Consider the following 20,268-nt stretch of genomic DNA (forward strand, 5'->3'; position numbering starts at 1 on the left):
GCTGGAGCAGCGGATGGCCGCCCCGCCCAGCCTGGAGACGCTCGCCGCGGAGCTCGGCAGCAGCCCGTTCGCGCTGCTGCGTGCCTTCCGGGACGCGTACGGGATGCCGCCCCACGCCTGGCTGACCGATGCCCGGGTGCGCCGGGCGCGGCGGATGCTGGACGCCGGGACGGCACCGGCCGAGGCCGCCGTCGCCGTCGGCTTCACCGACCAGCCCCATCTGAACAGGCACTTCGCGCGGATCGTGGGCGTACCGCCCGGCGCCTACCAGCGCGAGCGCAAGAACGTACAAGACGCGCGGCGGCGACTGCTCCTACCGTCCGAGGCGTGAGAGAACAGACAGTCGTCCCCGACACGGGCGCCGCCGAAGACAAACCGGACGCCGCCGTCGTACGGGACGCCCTCGGGGTAGGAGTCGCCGTCGGACTGTCCGGGTTCGCCTTCGGGGTGACCTCGGCGGGCAGTGGGCTCACGCTGTTGCAGACCTGCGCGCTCAGCCTCCTGGTCTTCACCGGCGCCTCCCAGTTCGCGCTCGTGGGGGCGCTCGCGGCCGGCGGCAACCCGCTCACGGCCGCGGCGGGGGCCTTCTTCCTGGGCGTGCGCAACGCCTTCTACGGGCTGCGGCTGTCGCAGTTGCTGGCCCTCCCGCGCGCGGTGCGGCCCTTCGCCGCCCAGTGGGTCATCGACGAGACGACGGCCGTGGCACTCGCGCAGCCGACGCGGCGCAGCGTCCGGATCGGGTTCACCGTCACCGGTCTCACCCTCTACGTGCTGTGGAACGTCACCACCCTGCTCGGCGCGCTGGGCGCGGAGGCCATCGGGGACACCGACGCCTGGGGCCTCGACGCGGCCGGACCCGCGGTCTTCCTGGCCCTGCTCGCGCCGATGCTGAGGACCACCACCGAGCGCACGGTCGCCGCCCTGGCCGTCCTGCTGGGGCTCGGCCTGCTGCCCGTCCTGCCCGGCGGCGTGCCCGTCCTGGTGGCGGCGCTGGCGGCGCCGGCCGTCCTGTGGGCGCAGGGACGCCGCCGGACTTCCCGACGGCACGACACGCACGACGGCACGGACGACGACGCACAGGACAGTGCGCGGGACATCGCACAGAGCCCCGTTCAGGGCTCCGGGCGGGAGGAGGAGCGATGAGCGTCTGGATCGCGATCGGCGTGACCGCACTCGGCTGCTACGCCGTCAAACTCGTCGGGCTGCTCGTGCCCGCGGGCGCCCTGGAGCGGCCGTTGGTCCGGCGCCTCGCCGCCCTGCTGCCCGTCGCCCTCCTCGCCGCGCTCACGGCCCAGCAGACCTTCCAGGACGGTCAGGCGCTCGTCCTGGACGCGCGGGCGGCGGGAGTCGCCGCTGCCGCCGTGGCCCTGGTGCTGCGGGCGCCGTTCCTGCTGGTCGTCGCGGCGGCCGTGGTGGTCACCGCGGGTGTGCGGGCCATGGGCGGATGAGGGCATGAGGGGCGGCTGCCCGGTCAGCCGAGGGGGCGGCCGTGGGCCCGGAGCGTGCGCAGGGCGTCGAGCGTCACCCGTGGGCGTGCCTCCAGCGCGGGCGCGGGGGCCCAGCGGCGCCGGCGGACGGGCCAGCCGCCGTCCTCGTCCTGCTCCGCGGAGAGGAAGTCGAGGGAGCGGGCCATCTCGTCGTCCGTGAACCACGCGCGCGCGAGGGAGAGCGGATCGCGCGCGTAGTCGTGGGGGAAGTGGTGCTCGCCCGGGGCGTAGCCGGGCGGGACCGGGTAGGTGTCGCGGGCGTCCGGATCGAGCACCGCCAGGCGCTGCTCGCGCACCAGGCGGCCCAGCCGGTCGGCCGCTGCCCGCGCGCGTGGGCGGTCGGGGGCGGCGTCCAGGAAGGCCACCGCGGCCTCGACCTCGTAGGGGTGGGAGGTCCGCACCGACTCGACCGCCCGCCAGCAGAAGTCCGTGGCCCGGAACAGCCAGGCGTGCCAGACCTCGTTGCGGTGCAGCAGACCGACCACCGGCCCGGTGGCGAGCAGCTCCCCGGGCGGGTCGTCCACCACGGGCACGAAGGGCGCGGCCGGATACCCGTGCCGGCTGGGATGGATCGCGGGCAGGGCTCCGTCGGCGGTGGACACGGAGGTCAGATAGCGGCACATCCGTTCCACGCGCTGCCCGTCGCAGCGCCCGACGGCGTCCAGGACGCGCAGGGCCTCCGCGGTGTGCAGCGGCTGGCTGACGGGGCCGCGCAGATCGGGCTCCAGGGCGTGCCCGTACCCGCCGTCCTCGTTGCGGTAGGCGTCCAGCGCCGTCTCCACCGGCGCGGCGTCGCCGTCGCGGAAGTGGTACGCGAACAGGCGTTGCTCCAGTACGCGCGCGGTGAGCCAGACGAAGTGCTCCGCGCGCGCGAGCGGGGAGCGCGCGGGGGGCGTCGGCGGGAGTGGGGAAGCTCCGTTGTCGGCCATGGGGCAGACCGTAGGGCGGAAAGCGGTCCCAGCACCCGGTCCCGGCGCGGGGCCCACTCGCAAGGGCGGGATACTGGGGGCATGCGGTTGACGGTCTTCTGGGAGCGGATGACGGAGCACTTCGGTCCGGGTTACGCCGACACCTTCGCGCACGATCACGTGATGACGGAGCTCGGCGGTCGTACGGTGCACGAGGCACTGGACGCCGGCTGGGACGCCAAGGACGTGTGGCGGGTGGTCTGCACCGTCATGAACGTGCCACAGGAGCAGCGCTGATCGGTCACGAAGATCACGGACCGTGCGTCCGCTGTCGGTGGCGTGGGCGAGACTTGGTCCGTGGCATCCACTGACGAGACCGGGCAGGCGACCCGGCACACCCCTCCGTCCGGCACGACGCCGCCCGCCCCGCCCCCGGCCGGCGGCAGTGCGGGGCCGGGCGCCCGTATGCCGCGCTGGCTGCCGCGGGCCATGGTGCTGGCCCTTGCGCTGATCGCCGTCTTCCAGCTCGGCAGCTGGGCCTTCCACCAGCTCACCGGGCTGCTGATCAACATCCTCATCGCGTTCTTCCTGGCGCTCGCCATCGAGCCCGCGGTGAGCTGGATGTCCGCGCGCGGCATGCGCCGGGGGCTGGCCACGTTCGTCGTCTTCCTCGCCGTGCTGATCGCCGCCGCGGGCTTCGTGACGCTGCTCGGCTCCATGCTCGCGGGCCAGATCGTCAAGATGGTCGAGGACTTCCCCGACTACCTCGACTCCGTGATCAACTGGGTCAACGGCCATTTCCACACCGAGCTCAGAAGGGTGGACGTCCAGGAGGGCCTGCTCCGCTCCGACTGGCTGCGCAACTACGTGCAGAACAGCGCCACCGGTGTCCTGGACGTGTCCGCCCAGGTGCTCGGGGGCCTCTTCCAGCTGCTGACGATCCTGCTGTTCTCGTTCTACTTCGCCGCCGACGGCCCCCGGCTGCGGCGCGGGCTCTGTTCCGTCCTGCCGCCCGCCCGGCAGGCCGAGGTCCTGCGCGCGTGGGAGATCGCCGTCGACAAGACCGGCGGCTACCTCTACTCCCGCGGCCTGATGGCGTTGATCTCCGGCGTCGCGCACTACGTCCTCCTGGAGATCCTGGAGGTGCCCTACGCGCCCGCGCTCGCCGTGTGGGTGGGCCTGGTGTCGCAGTTCATCCCCACCATCGGCACCTATCTCGCGGGCGCCCTGCCGATGCTGATCGCCTTCACCGTGAACCCCTGGTACGCGCTGTGGGTGCTGGGTTTCGTGGTGGTCTACCAGCAGTTCGAGAACTACGTGCTCCAGCCCAAGCTGACGTCGAAGACCGTGGACATCCACCCCGCGGTCGCCTTCGGCTCGGTCATCGCGGGCACCGCCCTGCTGGGCGCCGTCGGCGCGCTGATCGCCATCCCGGCGGTCGCCACACTCCAGGCGTTCCTCGGGGCGTACGTCAAGCGGTACGACGTCACGGACGATCCGCGCGTCCACGGGCACCGCGACCGCCGCGGGCCGGGGGCCGGGGGGTTCACGCGCATACGGAAGCTGTGGATCCGGCGACCGGACGCCGCGCCTCCGGGGGAGGACGGTCCCGGGGACGGCGGACCGGGGCACGGTGGCTCCGGGGGCGGCGGCACCGCCTGAGGCGCCGGACGGCCTGGTCAGTACGTCACGGCGGCCCACACCCCGGCGGCGACGACGGCGGCCGCGTAGCAGCCGGCCGCCACGGCCACGATCCGCCGCCGTACCGTCGCGTCCCACGAGCTCAGGGACAGCAGCCGGGCCAGGGCCGGCAGCACCAGGACGGCGTGCAGGCTCACCCCGTGCAGCGGCTTGAGCGGCGCCGTGGAGTGGTAGGCCGCCTCCTGGTGGCCGGTCCGGGTGAGGATCACGCCGCGTGCGATCATCGCGGCGCCCGAAGCGAGCCCGACGAGCAGTACCGCGAACCCGGTCCGCACGGCGAGGGCCATGCCGGCCGGTCCCGCGGGCCGGTGGCGGAACGACGCGACGGCGAACACGGTCAGCAGCACCACCAGAACGCCACCGCCCACCGCGAGGGACATCGACACGGCCGTGTCGAACGACGTCTCCATGTCGAGGTGCGAGGGCACTCCGCGCCACGCCTGGAGGGTGATGCCGGCGACCTCGAGGACACAGTCGGCCGCGAACACGGCGAGCAGCGCGGCGCGCTGCCCCGGCCGGACGCGCAGGTACGAGGTGACCCACGTGACCGCGATCAGCGTGATCCCGAAGGACAGGCCGAACGTCACCGGCTTGCGCCAGGAGACGGGCCCGTCCCAGGGGCCGCCGTCCACGGCGAACACCACCAGGTGCACGAGGCCGGAGAGGATCAGGAGAAGGCCGGTCGCGTGGCACGCGCGCGTCACCGTCCCCCGGCCGGGCGGCAGGCCGTTCGCGGGCGGCGGGTCCGGTACGGCCCGGTGGACGGTTCCGGTGGCGGTGCGGGCGGTCCCCTCGTTCTGCATGGGACGAGCCTGGCCCGGACCCGTCGCCGGGTCGTCGTCCGTCCGGAGACACCTGACCTACGCCCCGAGACGTACGCTCGGAAGTGCCGCGTGGTGCGCTTGACACGAAAATCGAACATCTATTCTTATGGAGGCTCCGGCGGGGCTCGTGACGGGTGATTCGAGTGGGTTCGGGTGGAGATGCACCCGGGTTATCCACAGGCCGGACCCGCACCGGGGCCCATTGTCAGTGGCAGGCATTAGCGTCTTTGACGTGAAGCGATCGAATCAAGCAAACCGGGTGGAACCCATGGCAGGAACCGACCGCGAGAAGGCCCTGGACGCCGCGCTCGCACAGATTGAACGGCAGTTCGGCAAGGGCGCGGTCATGCGCATGGGCGAGCGGCCGAACGAGCCCATCGAGGTCATCCCGACCGGGTCGACCGCGCTCGACGTGGCCCTCGGCGTCGGCGGCCTCCCGCGCGGCCGCGTCGTGGAGGTCTACGGCCCCGAGTCCTCGGGCAAGACGACCCTGACCCTGCACGCCGTGGCCAACGCGCAGAAGGCCGGCGGCCAGGTCGCGTTCGTGGACGCGGAGCACGCCCTCGACCCCGAGTACGCGAAGAAGCTCGGCGTCGACATCGACAACCTGATCCTCTCCCAGCCGGACAACGGCGAGCAGGCCCTGGAGATCGTGGACATGCTGGTCCGCTCCGGCGCCCTCGACCTCATCGTCATCGACTCCGTCGCCGCGCTCGTCCCGCGCGCGGAGATCGAGGGCGAGATGGGCGACAGCCACGTGGGTCTCCAGGCCCGGCTGATGAGCCAGGCCCTGCGGAAGATCACCAGTGCGCTCAACCAGTCCAAGACCACCGCGATCTTCATCAACCAGCTCCGCGAGAAGATCGGCGTGATGTTCGGCTCCCCCGAGACCACGACCGGTGGCCGGGCGCTGAAGTTCTACGCCTCCGTGCGCATCGACATCCGCCGCATCGAGACGCTGAAGGACGGCACCGAGGCGGTCGGCAACCGCACCCGCTGCAAGGTCGTCAAGAACAAGGTCGCGCCGCCCTTCAAGCAGGCCGAGTTCGACATCCTCTACGGCCAGGGCATCAGCCGCGAGGGCGGCCTGATCGACATGGGCGTGGAGCACGGCTTCGTCCGCAAGGCCGGCGCCTGGTACACGTACGAGGGCGACCAGCTCGGCCAGGGCAAGGAGAACGCGCGCAACTTCCTGAAGGACAACCCCGACCTGGCCAACGAGATCGAGAAGAAGATCAAGGAGAAGCTGGGCGTCGGCGTGCGTCCCGAGGAGCCGGCCACCGAGCCGGGCACGGACGCCGCGGTCTCCGCCGCCCCGGCCGACGCCGCACCGGCGGTGCCCGCCCCCGCGTCGGCCAAGGCCACCAAGTCCAAGGCCGCGGCAGCCAAGAGCTGACCCGTGACACGACGAACCGACTGGGCCGAGTACGACGCCGGCTCCGCCGGGACGGACGCCGACGCGTACGGGACGGACGACGGCACGCTCGGGGCGGCGGACGGCGCGTACGGGGCGGGCTCGGCGGCCGTGCCGTCCGGTGAGGGCGGCGCGCGTCGCAGAGGCGGGCGGCGGCGACGACGCGAGCGCGCGGAGCCGTTCGCCGAGGACGGAGGTGCCACTTCCTCGTCGAGGGCCGAGAAGGGGGAGCCTCCGCGGGACCCGGTGGAGCAGGCACGGGCGATCTGCCTGCGCCTGCTCACCGGGACCCCGCGCACACGCAAGCAACTCGGCGACGCCCTGCGCAAAAGGGAGATCCCGGACGAGGTTGCGGAGGAGGTGCTGTCCAGGTTCGAGGAGGTCGGCCTGATCAACGACAGCGCCTTCGCCGACGCCTGGGTCGAGTCCCGGCACCACGGCCGCGGACTGGCCCGGCGCGCTCTCGCCCGGGAACTGCGGACCAAGGGCGTCGACTCCACCCTCATCGACGCGGCGGTGTCCCAGCTGGACTCCGAGCAGGAGGAGGAGACCGCACGGGAACTCGTCGCCCGCAAACTGCGCGCCACCCGCGGCCTCGACCGGGACAAGAGACTGCGCCGCCTCGCCGGCATGCTGGCCCGCAAGGGCTACCCCGAGGGCATGGCCCTGAGGGTGGTCCGCCAGGCACTGGAGGAGGAGGGCGAGGACACGGACTTCCTCGGCGACGAGAGCTTCTGACCGCGCCCGCTCGTCCCCGGGCTCGCTACGGCGCGGCCACCGGCAGTCCTGCCGTCCGCCATGCCTGGAATCCGCCGACCAGGTCGGTGGCCCGGTGCAGGCCCAGGCGGTGCAGGGACTCCGCGGCGAGGCTGGAGGCGTAGCCCTCGTTGCACACCACCACGACACGCAGGTCGTGGCCCGTGGCCTCGGGAAGGCGATGGCTGCCCTGCGGGTCGAGGCGCCACTCGAGTTCGTTGCGCTCGATCACCAGGGCGCCCGGGATCAGGCCGTCCGCGTCGCGCAGCGCGGCGTACCGGATGTCGACCAGCAACGCCTCACCGGCCTCGGCGGCGTCGTACGCCGCGCGCGGTTCGACGCGCGTGTAGCCCCGGCGCACCTGTTCCAGTACCGCGTCGATTCCGTTCGGCTCGCTCACTGCCAGTCCTCCGGGCGCTCGACCTCTTCCAGGCGCAGGACCTGGCCGCTGCGACTGTAGCGACGGATCCGCGGCAGAGGCGGGTAGTAGGCGTGGACGGAGATCGCGTGTCGGTCGGGGGACTCGTTGAGCACCTCGTGCACGTGGTGCCGGCCGAAGGCGCGACCCTTGCCGGCGGGCAGGCGACGCTCCCGGTCCACGCCGTCGGTGAGTTCCAGGGTCTTCCAGCCGTCGGTGGGCAGCCGGGCGGCGAGGGCGTTCTCCTTGAGTTCGCCGGCCGCGGTCACGAAGGCGCCCACCGATTCGGCGTGGTCGTGCCAGCCGGTGCCCGTGCCGGGCGGCCAGCCGATCAGCCAGGCCTCGCTGCCGCCGGGCCCCTCCAGCCGGACCCAGGTACGGCCCTCGGGGTCGAGGGGGAGCGAGGCGATCAGCTCGGCGTCGTCGGCGATGCGCCGGACGAAGTCGAGGAGGTCGGCCTGGGTCGGCGCGGGCGCGCTCGTGGCCGTCGAGGAAGAAGGGGAGGGTGCGGGGGCAGGGGAGGACACAGACACGGGTACCGTCCTGGAAGTTCGCGAGGAGCGCGCGGCGGCACGGCGAAGCGGGGCGCGCGTAGGAGAAGAGGCGAATTCAGCAGGACGGGCGACACACACAGCCCGCATAGCGGACGAGGTCCATATGGACCCTCCGCCACAGGCGCACATCGGTGTCGGTCACGCTCCGGAGTAGACCATGACGACGTGGGCCGGTCAACTCACCGTCACCATGCGGACGGCGACGGCGGACGGCACCCGCCGGACACGGACCCGCACCCGCCCGCCCGGCCATGGCCCACACCTCGACCGTCGGCCTCCCCCTCACGGAGGACCGCTCAACGGACCCCGGCCGCGGCCCCGGCTTCCGCCCCGGCTCCCGCCTCCGCCGTCTCCTTCCTCGCCCCGCCCAGCGCCGCCTCCGCCGCCGTGTACAGGTCGGCCGGGCGCACCCCGTTCAGCGCCGTGACCAGGTGGCCGTCGGGCCGCACCAGCAGCACCGTGTGTGCCGCGGCCCCGGGGTAACTCTCGGCGACCAGCAGCTCGGCATGGTGCGGCAGCGCCGTCACCGCCGCCGCCAGCCGGGGCATGACGCCGGCGGTCACCCAGTGCTTGCGGTCCCACACCCCGGTGCCCGGCGCGATCAGCACCACCAGCAGCGCACCGCGCCCCAGCCGGTCCCGCAGCCGCACGAACGTGCCGTCCTCCGCCGTGACCCGCACGTCGGTGACGGGAGTCCCCGGTGCCGTGCCGACCGCCACCTCGCCGTCCAGGGGCGGAGGCGTGAGCGGCGAACCGGCGTAGAGCCCCGGCGCCCCGAGTGCCCCGCGTCCCAGGTGGCCGTCGGCGAGCAGCGTGTCGTGGCCCCGGGACGAGCCGGGGACGTACGACCGCAGGCCCCCGCCGCCGCGCAGCAGCGGCAGTACCTGGTCGGCGGCGCGCAACCGTGCCGCGACGGCCGTGCGGCGCTCCTTCTGGTAGCTGTCGAGCAGCGCCTCGTGAGGCCCGTGGTGCCAGGCCAGGGCGAGTTTCCAGGCCAGGTTGTCGGCGTCCCGCAGCCCCTCGTCGAGGCCCTGCGTGCCCAGCGCGCCGAGCAGATGCGCCGCGTCCCCGGCGAGGAAGACGCGGCCCGCCCGCCAGCGGCGGGCCAGCCGGTGGTGGACCGTGTGGACGCCGGTGTCGAGGAGTTCGTAGACCGGGGTGGCGCCGGCCCTCCAGCCGGTGAGGGTCTCCCGGACCCGGTTCACCAGCAGTTCGGGCGTGACCAGGTCCTTGCCGGGCGGCAGCAGCCAGTCCAGGCGCCACACGCCGTCCGGTAGGGGGCGGCCGACGATCTCGCCGGCCGACGGGCCGGTCGTCCGCCAGGGCGGCGCCCGGTGCAGCAGCGCCTCGTCGGTCCAGGGGAGTTCGGTGCGCAGCGCGGCGACGGCGTATCGTTCCACCGCCGTGCGGCCGGGGAAGCGGATGTCCTGGAGCTTGCGCACGGTCGAACGGGGGCCGTCGCAGCCGACCAGGTAACTGCCGCGCCACCAGGTGCCCTTGGGGCCGCGGGTGTGGGCGGTGACGCCGGACGTCTCCTGTTCGATGCCGTCCAGCCGGCTGTCCACGGCGATCTCCACGAGGGGCTCGTGGGCCAGGGCGGCGCGCAGGGCGCCGGTCAGCTCGTGCTGGGCGATGTGCAGCGGCGCCGGGTCGGCGTCGTCGAACGCGACCTCACGCGTCACCTGCTTGCGCCGCATCGACCGCCATCCGGCCCAACGGAAACCCGCCTCGTCCAACGCGGTGCCGGTCAGTCTCTCGACCAGGGCGACGACGTCCTCGCGCAGGACGACGGTGCGCGCGGGGCGCGGTTCGTCCTTGCCCGGACCCTCGTCGAGGACGACGCAGGGCACCTCCTGCCGTGCCAGGGCCAGGGCGAGCGTGAGCCCGACGGGCCCAGCTCCGGCGATGATCACCGGGTCCACGGTGCGATGCCCCCTGCCTGTGACGGCGTCCCGGGGGACGTGGGTGAACAGGAAGTTGGAGCAGGGTGCACGGTCACACAACGTATGCAACCTATTGCCGGACCTTGCGTCAAGCGATGAAAGGCAGTGGCGATCATGCCACTGCCTTTCATCGACGGTCAGGCGAACTGATCGGCCGTCAGACGGCTGCTCCCGCGTTCGGCTGGTCGTCCGCCCTGAGCACCGCACCGGTCGACTTCTTGGCCCGCCGCAGTCGCCGCTCCAGCCAGCTCGCGAAGGTGGTGAGGGCGAAGTTGAGGGCGATGTAGACGACGGCGACCACGGTGTAGCTGGCGATCACGTTGGCACCGTAGTAGCCGCTCATCGTGTTGGCCGAGGCGAGCAGCTCGGGGAAGGTGAGGATGGCGCCGCCGAGCGCGGTGTCCTTGAGGATCACGACGAGCTGGCTGACGATGGCCGGCAGCATCGCCGTGACCGCCTGCGGCAGCAGGATCAGCCGCATGACCTGGCCCTTGCGGAGCCCGATCGCCATCGCGCCCTCGGCCTGGCCCTTGGGAAGGGCCAGGATGCCGGCTCGGACGATCTCGGCGAGGACCGAGGCGTTGTACAGCACGAGGCCCGTGACGACCGCGTACAGCGGACGGTCGTCGGAGCTGACGTTCGTGTACTCCGCGAACAGGGCCAGACCGAAGATCATCAGGACCAGGACGGGAATGGACCGGAAGAACTCCACGATGATCGCCGCCGGCACCCGGACCCATGCGTGGTCGGAGAGCCGGGCGATGCCCAGCACGGCGCCGAGGGGCAGGGCGATGACGACCGCGAGAGCCGCGGCCTTCAGGGTGTTCTGGAGACCCGGCCAGATGTACGTCGACCACGCCTCGGTGCCCGTGAAGAACGGCTTCCACAGGGCCCACTCCAGCTGGCCCTTGTCGTTGAGGCTGCTGAACACCCACCACAGCAGTGCGGCCAGGGCGACGAGGAAGACGACCGTGAAGAGGACGTTGCGACGCTTCGCGCGAGGTCCCTGGGCGTCGTAGAGAACCGAGCTCATCGCTTCACCGCCACCTTCTTGCCCACCCAGCCGAGGATCAGACCGGTCGGCAGCGTCAGCACCACGAACACCAGAGCGATGACGGCGGAGATCAGCAGCAGCTGAGCCTCGTTCTCGATCATCTCCTTCATCAGCAGCGCCGTCTCCGCCACACCGATGGCGGCGGCGACCGTGGTGTTCTTGATCAGCGCGATCAGCACGTTCGCCAGCGGAACGACGGACGAGCGGAACGCCTGCGGCAGGACCACCAGCCGGAGCACCTGACCGAAGCTCAGGCCGAGGGCCCGGGCCGCCTCCGCCTGGCCGACCGGCACCGTGTTGATGCCGGAGCGCAGCGCCTCGCACACGAACGAGGACGTGTAGAGGATCAGACCCAGGACGGCGAGCCGGAAGTTGATCGTTTCGAAGTCACCTTCGGCGCCGAGCGTGATCTGCAACGTCTGGTTCAGACCCAGCGACGCGAACAGAATGATCACCGTGAGCGGGATGTTCCGCACGATGTTCACGTACGCGGTTCCGAAGCCACGCATGAGCGGGACCGGACCGACGCGCATGGCGGCCAGTACGGTGCCCCAGATCAGAGAGCCGACGGCCGAGAGCACAGCGAGCTGCACTGTCGTCCAGACGGCTCCCGCCAAGTCGTAATCCTGAAGAAAGTCGAACACGATCTCCCGCGCTTCCGCGTGTAGGGGTGCCCGCGCCGGTGCGCCGCCCTGCCGGAGGGCGGCGCACCGGCGTCAGGCCCGGCCTCAGCTCTTGATGTCGCCGATCTTCGGCGCCGGCTCGTTCTTGTAGTTGGCCGGACCGAGGTTCGCGTCCACGGCCTTCTGCCACGACTTGTCCGCGACCATCTCCTCAAGGGCCTTGTTGATCTTGTCCTTGAGGTCGCTGCCCTTCTTGACGCCGATGCCGTAGTTCTCGTTCGTGAGCTTGAAGCCGCCGAGCTTGAACTTGCCCTTGAACTGGGCCTGGGAGGCGTAACCGGCGAGGATCGAGTCGTCGGTGGTCAGCGCGTCGATGGCGCCGTTCTGGAGGCCGGGCAGGCAGGCGGAGTACGTCGGGTACGGCTGGAGCTGGGCCTTGGGGGCCAGCTTGTCCTTGATGTTCTGGGCCGAGGTCGAGCCGGTGACCGAGCAGAGCTTCGCGTCGTTCAGGTCCTCGGGCGACTTGATCTTGTCGTCGTCGGCGCGGAGCAGCACGTCCTGGTGGGCGAGCAGGTACGGGCCGGCGAAGTCGACCTTCTCCTGGCGCTTCGGCGTGATCGAGTACGTGGCGGCGATGAAGTCGACGTCACCGCGCTGGAGCATGGTCTCGCGGTCGGCGCTCTTCGACTCCTTCCACTCGATCTGGTTCTCGGTGTAGCCGAGCTTCTTGGCGACGTACGTGGCGACGTCGACGTCGAAGCCGGCGTACCCGTCCGGGGTCTTCTGGCCGAGGCCCGGCTGGTCGAACTTGATGCCGATGGTGATCTTCTTGCCGCCACCGGAACCGCTGTCGCCGCTGTCGTCGTCGCTGCCGCCGCACGCGGTGGCGGTCAGGGCGAGGGCGAGGACGGTGGCCGAGGCGGCGGTGACCTTGAGGAGCTTCATGGTGAACATCCTTTGGCTGTGATCAGACGATCAGACGATCAGATGCGAGAGGCGGCCGGCCGGCCGCGGCGCGGGCGGCGACGCGGACGTCGGGGCCGCACCGCTCAGTGATGCAGGATCTTCGACAGGAAGTCCTTGGCACGGTCGCTGCGCGGATTGCTGAAGAACTGGTCCGGCGTGGCCTCTTCGACGATGCGGCCGTCCGCCATGAACACCACGCGGTTGGCCGCGGAGCGGGCGAAGCCCATCTCGTGCGTGACCACGATCATGGTCATGCCGTCCTGGGCGAGCTGCCGCATGACCTCCAGGACCTCGTTGATCATCTCCGGGTCGAGAGCCGACGTGGGCTCGTCGAAGAGCATGACCTTCGGGTCCATGGCCAGGGCGCGCGCGATGGCGACACGCTGCTGCTGGCCACCGGAGAGCTGGGCCGGGTACTTGTCCGCCTGGGCGCCCACGCCGACCCGGTCGAGCAGGGCCCGGGCCTTCTCCTCGGCCTTCTTGGCGTCGGCCTTGCGGACCTTGACCTGGCCCAGGGTGACGTTCTCGAGCACCGTCTTGTGCGCGAACAGGTTGAAGGACTGGAAGACCATGCCGACGTCGGCGCGCAGCCGGGCCAGCTCCCTGCCCTCGGCGGGAAGCGGCCTGCCGTCGATCGCGATCGTGCCGGAGTCGATGGTCTCCAGGCGGTTGATGGTGCGGCACAGCGTGGACTTACCGGACCCGGACGGGCCGATGACCACGACGACCTCGCCGCGGGTGATCGTCAGGTCGATGTCCTGGAGCACGTGCAGCGCACCGAAGTGCTTGTTGACATTCCTCAGCACGACCAGTTCGCCGGTCGCGGCCACGTCTTCCTTGGCCACCGATACTTCGGTCATCGCTTACGGGCTCCGTCCTCCTCGGTTTCGGAGGACAGTAGTAACGCCAAACGACCTGCGTCTCTACATCTGAGGGGAATCTGAGCATCACGATCCGATAGCAATCGGACACGCGTCGTAGCTCGGATGAGCAGGGAGCATATCGGCCGGATAACTTCGAGCAGCCGCAACCGGAACCCTCTTGACGCCGTCCCTCTCCATCGGCGTCACTGCACAGGGCACGCGCGCGCGTGCACACACCCTGCACCAGATCTTCGTACCCGTCCCGAGCGTACGGCCGATGAACCGAAGGAGGCCCGGATGAGACTGCTGCTCGTCGAGGACGACAACCACGTCGCCGCCGCCCTGTCCGCGGTCCTTGCCCGGCACGGCTTCGACGTCACCCACGCGCGCAACGGCGAGGAGGCGCTCCAGGCGCTCGTCCCCGAGGTCGACGGCTTCGGCGTCGTCCTGCTCGACCTCGGCCTGCCCGACCAGGACGGATACGAGGTCTGCGGCAAGATCCGCAAGCGCACCGGCACCCCGGTGATCATGGTCACCGCCCGCTCCGACGTCCGCTCCCGCATCCACGGCCTCAACCTCGGCGCCGACGACTACGTGGTCAAGCCGTACGACACCGGCGAACTGCTCGCCCGCATCCACGCCGTCAGCCGGCGCACCGCCCACGAGGACGCCACGGGCAGCACCGAGACCGTGGTGCGCCTCGGCGCCGTGCGCATCGAGCTCCCGACCCGCCAGGTGAGCGTCGACGGCGCGCCGGTCCAGCTCACCCGCAAGGAGTTCGACCTCCTCGCCCTGCTCGCGCAGCGTCCCGGCGTGGTCTTCCGCCGGGAGCAGATCATCAGCGAGGTCTGGCGCACCAGCTGGGAGGGGACCGGGCGCACCCTGGAGGTGCACGTCGCCTCCCTGCGCGCCAAGCTGCGCATGCCGGCCCTCATCGAGACCGTACGCGGCGTCGGCTACCGCCTCGTCGCCCCCACCGCGTAGCGGGGCCGGGTGCGCACACGCCTGCTTCCGCTGCTCATCGTGCTGATGGCGGCCGTCCTGCTCGCCCTCGGCGTGCCGCTCGCCATCAGCGTCGCCCGCGCCGAACAGCAGCGGGTCGTCGTCGACCGCATCGACGACACGGCACGCTTCGCGGCACTCGCCCAGTTCGTCACCGAGTCCACGCCGGGCGGCTCCCGCCCCGCCACGACCGACGAGCGCCTGGAGACCCTCCAGACCGAGCTCACCAGCTACCACGAGGTCTACGACATCCGGGCGGGCGTCTTCTACCGCAACCAGATCCCCATGGCCAACGCGCCGACGACCTGGTTCCTCCCCCAGACGGGCGAGGTGCGCGACGCCTTCGGCGAGGCGCTGCTCAGCCGCCGCAGCCACGATCCGCAGCAGGTGTGGCCGTGGGAGGACGGGCGGCTCGTGGTCGCGTCCCCGGTCATCCGGGACGGGGACGTCGTCGCGGTCGTGGTCACCGACTCGCCGACCGACGCGATGCGGTCCCGGACCCTGCGCGGCTGGCTCGTCATCGGGGCCGGTGAGATCGCCGCGATGCTGCTCGCCGTGGGCGCCGCGCTCCGGCTGACCGGATGGGTGCTCAGGCCGGTGCGCGTCCTCGACGCCACCACCCACGACATCGCCACCGGCCGGCTGAAGTCCCGGGTCGCACCGTCCGGGGGGCCACCGGAACTCAGGCGCCTGGCCAGGTCGTTCAACGAGATGGCGGACCACGTCGAGGACGTGCTGGAGCAGCAGCGCGCCTTCGTCGCCGACGCCTCGCACCAACTGCGCAACCCCCTGTCCGCGCTGCTGCTGCGCATCGAACTGCTCGCGCTCGAACTGCCCGAGGGCAACGAGGAGATCGCCTCCGTCCAGGCCGAGGGCAAACGCCTCGCCCGGGTCCTGGACGACCTGCTCGACCTGGCGCTGGCCGAGCACAGCGAGGCCGACCTCAAGGTCACCGACATCGGCGCGCTGGCCGCCGAACGGCTGGCCGCCTGGTCACCGACCGCCGAGGCCAAGGGCGTACGCCTGGAGGGGAACTGCCCGCCCACCACGGGCTGGGCCGACCCGGTGACCCTCTCCAGCGCCCTGGACGCCGTCATCGACAACGCGGTGAAGTTCACGCCGCCCGACGAGACCGTCCGGGTCACGGTCACCTCCGGCGGCGGCACCGCCACCGTCGAGGTCACCGACAACGGGCCCGGTCTGACCGGCGAGGAGCTCTCCCGGGTCGGCGACCGCTTCTGGCGCAGCGGCCGGCACCAGAACGTCAAGGGCTCGGGGCTCGGCCTGTCCATCTGCCGGGCCCTGCTCGCGGCGGGCGACGGCTCGATCACCTTCGACCACCACGAACCCCACGGACTGACCGTGACGGTCACGGTGCCGAGATCGGGAGCACGCAAGGAGGCCCGGCCGGACTCGGACTAGGGCTTCACCGACCGGTAGTAGCGCCGGGCGCCCTCGTGCAGTTCCAGCGGATCGGTGTAGATCGCCGTCCGTACGTCCACCAGCTGGGCCGAGTGCACGTGCGCCCCGATGCCGTCGCGGCTGTCGAGGACGGCCCTGGTCAGCCATTCGGTGAGCCGCGGGTCCATGTCGGCGCGGGTGATCAGCAGGTTGGACACCGCCATCGTCGGCACCACGGCACCGTTCTGGACGGTGGGATACGCCGACTCCGGGATGTTGGTGGAGCGGTAGTAGCGGGTCGCGCCGCCGGACTCGTGCAGCTTGGCGACGAGATCAGGGCCTATCGGCACGAACCGGAAGGCGGACGTCTCGGCTATCCGCTTGAGCCCGTCCGTCGGCAGCCCGCCCGACCAGAAGAACGCGTCGATCTCGTGGCCCAGCCGCCCCGGACCGGTGTCGATGCCGTCCGACCGGGGCGTGATGTCCCGCTCCGGATCGATGCCGGCCGCCCGCAGCAGCCGGGTCGCGATCAGCCGGACACCGGAGTCCGGCAGCCCGATCGCCACCCGCTTGCCCCGCAGGTCGGCGACGGACTGGATGTCCGAGTCGTTCGGGACGACGAGCTGCACGTAGTCGTCGTAGAGCCGGGTGACACCGCGCAGCCGCTGGGCACCGGCCTGGTCGGCGATCTTGTACGTCTCCACAGCGTCGGCCGCGGCGATCGTGAAGTCGGCCTCCCCGGACGCCACCCGCCCGACGTTCTCCTGCGATCCCGCACTGGTCATCAGCCGCACCTTGAGGCCCGGCATGTCCTTGCGCAGCTCGGTGCGCAGCAGTTCGCCGTACTTCTGGTAGACCCCGGCACGCGTGCCCGTGCTGAACGTGATCGTCCCGCTCGGCGGCTTCTCGCCCAGGGGCAGCAGCCACCACAGCAGCAGCCCCAGGGCGACGACACCGGCGGCCGCGCCGGTGAGGGCCCGGCGGCCGCCGGCCCGGGAGAGCAACGTGGACATGCGCGCGATCCTGCCAGTCCGTGGTGCCGCTGACCAGGGCCGGGCTCACACGGTGGGGCCGCGCGGGCGCCAGGGGCGGTGTCAGTGCCGCTCGCTACAGTCGTCGGCATGAGCAGCTCCTCGCCCGCCGACCTCGTCCGCGCCTTCCACCTGGCCTTCGGCCTGGACGCCCGCAGCACGCCGACGCGCGTCGCGCCCGACCTGGCCGCCCAGCGGGGCGCGCTGCTCGCCGAGGAGGCCGCGGAGGTCGCCGAGGTGTCGGTGTCCGGCCCGCTCGACCGGCTCGCGCACGAACTGGCCGACGTGGTCTACGTCGCCTACGGCACGGCCCTCGTCCACGGCATCGACCTGGACGCGGTGATCGCCGAGGTCCACCGCTCGAACATGACCAAGCTGGGCCCCGACGGCCGGGTGAGCCGCAGAGCCGACGGCAAGGTGCTCAAGGGCGAGCACTACGAGGCCCCCGACGTGACGGGCGTACTGCGTCGGCAGGGGTGGGCGCCCGGAGCGGCGGACGGGACGCCGGAGGCCTGACGCCTCGGGGCACGGGCCTGACGCCCGGCCCGGTTCAGTCGCCCACCGACGCCTCGGCCCCCGCGGGCCTCGGCGCGCCGTCGGTCACCTCCGCGGGCCGGTCGGGGTTGTCGCGGCGGCGGAACAGGCGCAGCGCCAACGGCTCGGTGAAGCGGGCGGTGAGGGGGCCGAGGACGACCAGGATGAGGACGTAGGCCGTGGCCAGCGGGCCGAGGGACGGTTCGATCCCGGCGGACACCGCCAGTCCGGCGATGACGATGGAGAACTCGCCGCGCGCCACCAGCGCACCGCCCGCGCGCCAGCGGCCCTTGACGGAGATCCCGGCGCGCCGAGCGGCCCAGTAGCCGGTCGCGATCTTCGTCACCGCGGTCAGCAGGGCCAGCGCCAGCGCGGGCACCAGCACCGGCGGGATGCTCGCCGGATCGGTGTGCAGTCCGAAGAAGACGAAGAAGACGGCGGCGAAGAGGTCCCGCAGCGGGCTCAGCAGGGTGTGCGCGCCCTCCGCCACCTCACCGGACAGGGCGATGCCCACCAGGAACGCCCCGACCGCCGCCGACACCTGGAGCTGCTGGGCGACACCGGCGACCAGGATCGTCAGCCCCAGCACCACAAGGAGCAGCTTCTCCGGGTCGTCGCTGGAGACGAAACGGGAGATCAGCCGGCCGTAGCGGACCGCCACGAACAGGACCAGCCCGGCCGCGGCCAGCGCGACCGCCAGCGTGATGCTGCCGGTCATCAGGCCGGCGCCGGCCACCAGCGCGGTGACGATCGGCAGGTACACCGCCATCGCCAGGTCCTCCAGGACCAGCACGCTGAGGATCACTGGGGTCTCCCGGTTGCCGACCCGGCCCAGGTCACCGAGGACCTTCGCGATGACACCGGACGACGAGATCCAGGTGACGCCGGCCAGCACGACGGCGGCCACCGGGCCCCAGCCCAGCAGCAGCGCGGCCACCGCACCGGGCACCGCGTTGAGCGCGCAGTCGACCAGGCCGGCGGGATAGTGCGACTTCAGGTTGGTGACCAGGTCACCGGCCGTGTACTCCAGGCCGAGCATCAGCAGCAGCAGGATGACGCCGATCTCGGCGCCGGTCGCGACGAACTCCTCGCTCGCACCCAGCGGCAGCAGCCCGCCCTCGCCGAAGGCCAGGCCGGCCAGCAGGTACAGCGGGATGGGGGAGAGGCGGTAGCGGCCGGCGAACCGGCCGAGGAGCCCGAGCCCCAGGATGATGGAACCGAACTCGATCAGCAGAACCGCGGAGTGCACAGGCTCACTCCTGCCCGAGGATCGCCGCGGCGGAGTCGACGCCCTCGCGGGTGCCGATGACGATCAGGATGTCACCACCGGCCAGCCGGAAGTCCGGCGCCGGCGACGGAATCGCCTCGGCCCGGCGCAGCACCGCCACGATCGACGCGCCCGTGTCGGTGCGCATCCGGGTGTCGCCCAGCACCCGCCCGTTCCAGCGGGACGTCGCGGACACCTCGATCCGCTCGGCGACCAGCCCCAGATCGGTCGTGTACAGCAGGCTCGCGCTGTGGTGGGACGGCTTCAGCGTGTCTATCAGCGCGCCGGCCTCCTGCCCGGTCAGGCGCAGCGAGTGGGCGCAGGAGTCGGGATCGTCGGCCCGGTACACGTTCACCGTGCGGGCGCCGTCGCGGTGCGCCACCACCGACAGATGACGGTGTTCCCGGGTCACCAGGTCGTACTGGACCCCGATGCCCGGTAGCGGCGTCGCCCTCAGGCGTGGAGCGGACACGAGTCTTCCCCTCAGTCGTCCTGCAAGTCGTGCGTGTCGTTCGTTCGTGCATGTGGTGCATGTGGTGCATGCGTGCCGCGCGTTTCCGCACGTCCGTGACGTGTGCGCGACCTCGCCATGCTGTCACCCGCACGTACGGTGGCGGTATGGGTGTCGTGACGGATATACGCGACCGGTCGCGAGCGGCGAGACTGGTTCCGGCCGTATTGCGTGCGAGGGCCGGGAGGAGCGGAAAGCGGACCGTGTCGCTGTTCTGGCGGATCTTCTCGCTCAACGCCGCGGGCCTGGTCGTGGCCACCGCGCTGCTCCTGGGACCGGTGACCGTCTCGACCCCCGTCCTGCCGCACGAGGCCCTCATCCTCCTCGCCGGCCTCACCGCCCTGCTCGCCGGCAACGCGGTCGTCCTGCGTCTCGGGCTCACCCCGCTGCACCGGCTGGGCCGTGCCATGAGCACCGCCGACCTGCTGGTGCCCGGCGCCCGTCCGGAGGTCGCCGGGCCGGCCGAGGCCGCCGAGCTGATCGCGACGTACAACACGATGCTCGACCGGCTCCAGGCCGAACGCGCCGCCGGCGCCGGACGCGCCCTCCAGGCCCAGGAGCGCGAGCGCCACCGCATCGCCCGCGAGCTGCACGACGAGGTCGGCCAGACCCTCACCGCCGTCCTGCTCCAGCTCAAGCGCGTCTCCGACCGGGTGCCCGGCGAGCTGCGCGAGGAGGTGTCCCTCGCCCAGGAGGCCACGCGCGCCGGTCTGGACGAGATCCGCCGCATCGCGCGCCGGCTGCGCCCCGGCGTCCTGGAGGAGCTCGGCCTCGCCAGCGCCCTGCGCGCGCTCACCGCCGAGTTCACGCACCACGGGCTCACCGTCGCCCACCACGTCCCCGGCGACCTGCCCCCGCTCACCCCGGAGGCGGAACTCGTGATCTACCGGGTCGCCCAGGAGAGCCTGACCAACACCGCCCGCCACGCCGCCGCCGACCGCGCCGACCTCACCCTGCGCCCGCTGCCGGGCGGCATCGAACTGCTCGTCCGCGACAACGGCACCGGCCTCA

Annotated in this window: 24 protein-coding genes; 11 read left to right on the forward strand and 13 right to left on the reverse strand. The window is 71.9% G+C overall.

Annotated elements, in window-relative coordinates; all coding sequences use genetic code 11:
- From GTW67_RS10445 to GTW67_RS10455, 3 genes are all read left to right on the forward strand, one after another.
- A partial coding sequence (locus GTW67_RS10445; RefSeq protein ID WP_161164518.1) for a helix-turn-helix transcriptional regulator occupies positions 1 to 331 on the forward strand: 331 nt, incomplete at its 5' end.
- Positions 328 to 1,143 (forward strand): AzlC family ABC transporter permease, encoded by an 816-nt coding sequence (locus GTW67_RS10450; protein ID WP_346010615.1) that lies wholly within the window; start codon positions 328 to 330, stop codon positions 1,141 to 1,143. The genes GTW67_RS10445 and GTW67_RS10450, both read left to right, overlap by 4 nt.
- Positions 1,140 to 1,448 carry an AzlD domain-containing protein gene (locus GTW67_RS10455; RefSeq protein WP_161164519.1) on the forward strand — a complete coding sequence of 103 codons (309 nt, stop codon included), beginning with the start codon at positions 1,140 to 1,142 and terminating at the stop codon, positions 1,446 to 1,448. The genes GTW67_RS10450 and GTW67_RS10455 overlap by 4 nt, the downstream gene beginning before the upstream one ends.
- A 23-nt stretch (positions 1,449 to 1,471) precedes the next feature.
- Here the strand turns inward: GTW67_RS10455 and GTW67_RS10460 are convergent, their stop codons facing one another.
- Positions 1,472 to 2,416 (reverse strand): hypothetical protein, encoded by a 945-nt coding sequence (locus GTW67_RS10460; protein ID WP_161164520.1) that lies wholly within the window; start codon positions 2,414 to 2,416, stop codon positions 1,472 to 1,474.
- 81 nt (positions 2,417 to 2,497) lie between these two features.
- On the opposite strand from GTW67_RS10460, the gene GTW67_RS10465 reads away from it, so the two are divergent.
- Together GTW67_RS10465 and GTW67_RS10470 are read left to right on the forward strand one after the other, a co-directional pair.
- Positions 2,498 to 2,692 carry a DUF3046 domain-containing protein gene (locus tag GTW67_RS10465; RefSeq protein ID WP_161164521.1) on the forward strand — a complete coding sequence of 65 codons (195 nt, stop codon included), beginning with the start codon at positions 2,498 to 2,500 and terminating at the stop codon, positions 2,690 to 2,692.
- Positions 2,693 to 2,752: 60 nt separating this feature from the next.
- Positions 2,753 to 4,057: an AI-2E family transporter gene (locus tag GTW67_RS10470; protein WP_346010616.1), complete on the forward strand. Its 1,305-nt coding sequence runs from the start codon at positions 2,753 to 2,755 to the stop codon at positions 4,055 to 4,057.
- 17 nt (positions 4,058 to 4,074) lie between these two features.
- Here GTW67_RS10470 and GTW67_RS10475 read toward each other — a convergent pair whose 3' ends face one another.
- Positions 4,075 to 4,899 carry a hypothetical protein gene (locus tag GTW67_RS10475; protein WP_237518774.1) on the reverse strand — a complete coding sequence of 275 codons (825 nt, stop codon included), beginning with the start codon at positions 4,897 to 4,899 and terminating at the stop codon, positions 4,075 to 4,077.
- 289 nt (positions 4,900 to 5,188) lie between these two features.
- Between GTW67_RS10475 and recA the strand changes: the two genes are divergently transcribed.
- Together recA and recX are read left to right on the forward strand one after the other, a co-directional pair.
- Positions 5,189 to 6,316: a recombinase RecA gene (gene recA, locus GTW67_RS10480; RefSeq protein WP_161164522.1), complete on the forward strand. Its 1,128-nt coding sequence runs from the start codon at positions 5,189 to 5,191 to the stop codon at positions 6,314 to 6,316.
- Between the two features lie 3 nt (positions 6,317 to 6,319).
- Complete coding sequence (gene recX / locus GTW67_RS10485) at positions 6,320 to 7,072, forward strand: recombination regulator RecX (protein ID WP_161164523.1); 753 nt, start codon at positions 6,320 to 6,322, stop codon at positions 7,070 to 7,072.
- Positions 7,073 to 7,097: 25 nt separating this feature from the next.
- Here recX and GTW67_RS10490 read toward each other — a convergent pair whose 3' ends face one another.
- The 8 genes from GTW67_RS10490 to GTW67_RS10520 all read right to left on the reverse strand — a co-directional run bounded on the left by GTW67_RS10490 (position 7,098) and on the right by GTW67_RS10520 (position 13,508).
- Positions 7,098 to 7,490 carry a rhodanese-like domain-containing protein gene (locus tag GTW67_RS10490; RefSeq protein ID WP_161164524.1) on the reverse strand — a complete coding sequence of 131 codons (393 nt, stop codon included), beginning with the start codon at positions 7,488 to 7,490 and terminating at the stop codon, positions 7,098 to 7,100.
- Positions 7,487 to 8,041, reverse strand: a complete 555-nt coding sequence (locus tag GTW67_RS10495) for a cysteine dioxygenase (protein WP_524539764.1) — start codon at positions 8,039 to 8,041, stop codon at positions 7,487 to 7,489. Before GTW67_RS10495 ends, GTW67_RS10490 begins: the two co-directional genes overlap by 4 nt.
- Before the next feature lie 76 nt (positions 8,042 to 8,117).
- A complete protein-coding gene (locus GTW67_RS38485; RefSeq protein ID WP_524539765.1) occupies positions 8,118 to 8,315 on the reverse strand; it encodes a putative leader peptide in 198 nt (65 codons plus the stop codon).
- 43 nt (positions 8,316 to 8,358) lie between these two features.
- A complete protein-coding gene (locus GTW67_RS10500; protein ID WP_161164539.1) occupies positions 8,359 to 9,984 on the reverse strand; it encodes an FAD-dependent monooxygenase in 1,626 nt (541 codons plus the stop codon).
- Between the two features lie 178 nt (positions 9,985 to 10,162).
- Entirely contained in the window at positions 10,163 to 11,038 is an 876-nt protein-coding gene (locus GTW67_RS10505) for an amino acid ABC transporter permease (RefSeq protein WP_161164525.1), read from the reverse strand.
- Positions 11,035 to 11,703 (reverse strand): ABC transporter permease subunit, encoded by a 669-nt coding sequence (locus GTW67_RS10510; protein ID WP_161164526.1) that lies wholly within the window; start codon positions 11,701 to 11,703, stop codon positions 11,035 to 11,037. The genes GTW67_RS10505 and GTW67_RS10510 overlap by 4 nt, the downstream gene beginning before the upstream one ends.
- An 84-nt stretch (positions 11,704 to 11,787) precedes the next feature.
- Entirely contained in the window at positions 11,788 to 12,627 is an 840-nt protein-coding gene (locus GTW67_RS10515; RefSeq protein ID WP_161164527.1) for a glutamate ABC transporter substrate-binding protein, read from the reverse strand.
- Between the two features lie 104 nt (positions 12,628 to 12,731).
- The gene (locus GTW67_RS10520) at positions 12,732 to 13,508 is read right to left on the reverse strand and encodes an amino acid ABC transporter ATP-binding protein (RefSeq protein WP_161164528.1); all 777 of its coding nucleotides are present in this window, start codon (positions 13,506 to 13,508) and stop codon (positions 12,732 to 12,734) included.
- 300 nt (positions 13,509 to 13,808) lie between these two features.
- On the opposite strand from GTW67_RS10520, the gene GTW67_RS10525 reads away from it, so the two are divergent.
- The gene (locus tag GTW67_RS10525) at positions 13,809 to 14,495 is read left to right on the forward strand and encodes a response regulator transcription factor (protein WP_161164529.1); all 687 of its coding nucleotides are present in this window, start codon (positions 13,809 to 13,811) and stop codon (positions 14,493 to 14,495) included.
- Positions 14,496 to 14,504: 9 nt separating this feature from the next.
- Positions 14,505 to 15,935, forward strand: a complete 1,431-nt coding sequence (locus GTW67_RS10530; RefSeq protein ID WP_161164530.1) for an ATP-binding protein — start codon at positions 14,505 to 14,507, stop codon at positions 15,933 to 15,935.
- Here GTW67_RS10530 and GTW67_RS10535 read toward each other — a convergent pair.
- Positions 15,932 to 16,927, reverse strand: a complete 996-nt coding sequence (locus tag GTW67_RS10535) for a TAXI family TRAP transporter solute-binding subunit (RefSeq protein WP_161164531.1) — start codon at positions 16,925 to 16,927, stop codon at positions 15,932 to 15,934. The genes GTW67_RS10530 and GTW67_RS10535 overlap by 4 nt on opposite strands.
- 108 nt (positions 16,928 to 17,035) lie before the next feature.
- On the opposite strand from GTW67_RS10535, the gene GTW67_RS10540 reads away from it, so the two are divergent.
- Positions 17,036 to 17,461, forward strand: a complete 426-nt coding sequence (locus tag GTW67_RS10540; protein ID WP_161164532.1) for a pyrophosphohydrolase domain-containing protein — start codon at positions 17,036 to 17,038, stop codon at positions 17,459 to 17,461.
- Positions 17,462 to 17,495: 34 nt separating this feature from the next.
- Here GTW67_RS10540 and GTW67_RS10545 read toward each other — a convergent pair whose 3' ends face one another.
- Both GTW67_RS10545 and GTW67_RS10550 read right to left on the reverse strand, forming a co-directional pair.
- On the reverse strand, positions 17,496 to 18,728 hold the full coding sequence (locus tag GTW67_RS10545; RefSeq protein ID WP_161164533.1) for a cation:proton antiporter domain-containing protein: 1,233 nt from the start codon (positions 18,726 to 18,728) through the stop codon (positions 17,496 to 17,498).
- A gap of 4 nt (positions 18,729 to 18,732) precedes the next feature.
- The gene (locus GTW67_RS10550; RefSeq protein WP_161164534.1) at positions 18,733 to 19,218 is read right to left on the reverse strand and encodes a cation:proton antiporter regulatory subunit; all 486 of its coding nucleotides are present in this window, start codon (positions 19,216 to 19,218) and stop codon (positions 18,733 to 18,735) included.
- 146 nt (positions 19,219 to 19,364) lie between these two features.
- Between GTW67_RS10550 and GTW67_RS10555 the strand changes: the two genes are divergently transcribed.
- Positions 19,365 to 20,268, forward strand: a 904-nt coding sequence (locus GTW67_RS10555) for a HAMP domain-containing sensor histidine kinase (protein WP_161164535.1), incomplete at its 3' end; no start/stop codon positions are given.

Source organism: Streptomyces sp. SID5910, assembly GCF_009862125.1.
GTDB lineage: Bacteria > Actinomycetota > Actinomycetes > Streptomycetales > Streptomycetaceae > Streptomyces.

What these genes read in the sequence shown, in the direction of transcription:
- GTW67_RS10455 (WP_161164519.1), top strand. Translation starts at nt 1,140, where the DNA reads ATGAGCGTCTGGATCGCGATCGGCGTGACCGCACTCGGCTGCTACGCC.
- GTW67_RS10460 (WP_161164520.1), bottom strand. Translation starts at nt 2,416, where the DNA reads ATGGCCGACAACGGAGCTTCCCCACTCCCGCCGACGCCCCCCGCGCGC.
- GTW67_RS10465 (WP_161164521.1), top strand. Translation starts at nt 2,498, where the DNA reads ATGCGGTTGACGGTCTTCTGGGAGCGGATGACGGAGCACTTCGGTCCG.
- GTW67_RS10475 (WP_237518774.1), bottom strand. Translation starts at nt 4,899, where the DNA reads ATGCAGAACGAGGGGACCGCCCGCACCGCCACCGGAACCGTCCACCGG.
- recA (WP_161164522.1), top strand. Translation starts at nt 5,189, where the DNA reads ATGGCAGGAACCGACCGCGAGAAGGCCCTGGACGCCGCGCTCGCACAG.
- GTW67_RS38485 (WP_524539765.1), bottom strand. Translation starts at nt 8,315, where the DNA reads ATGGCCGGGCGGGCGGGTGCGGGTCCGTGTCCGGCGGGTGCCGTCCGC.
- GTW67_RS10505 (WP_161164525.1), bottom strand. Translation starts at nt 11,038, where the DNA reads ATGAGCTCGGTTCTCTACGACGCCCAGGGACCTCGCGCGAAGCGTCGC.
- GTW67_RS10515 (WP_161164527.1), bottom strand. Translation starts at nt 12,627, where the DNA reads ATGAAGCTCCTCAAGGTCACCGCCGCCTCGGCCACCGTCCTCGCCCTC.
- GTW67_RS10520 (WP_161164528.1), bottom strand. Translation starts at nt 13,508, where the DNA reads ATGACCGAAGTATCGGTGGCCAAGGAAGACGTGGCCGCGACCGGCGAA.
- GTW67_RS10525 (WP_161164529.1), top strand. Translation starts at nt 13,809, where the DNA reads ATGAGACTGCTGCTCGTCGAGGACGACAACCACGTCGCCGCCGCCCTG.
- GTW67_RS10535 (WP_161164531.1), bottom strand. Translation starts at nt 16,927, where the DNA reads ATGTCCACGTTGCTCTCCCGGGCCGGCGGCCGCCGGGCCCTCACCGGC.
- GTW67_RS10540 (WP_161164532.1), top strand. Translation starts at nt 17,036, where the DNA reads ATGAGCAGCTCCTCGCCCGCCGACCTCGTCCGCGCCTTCCACCTGGCC.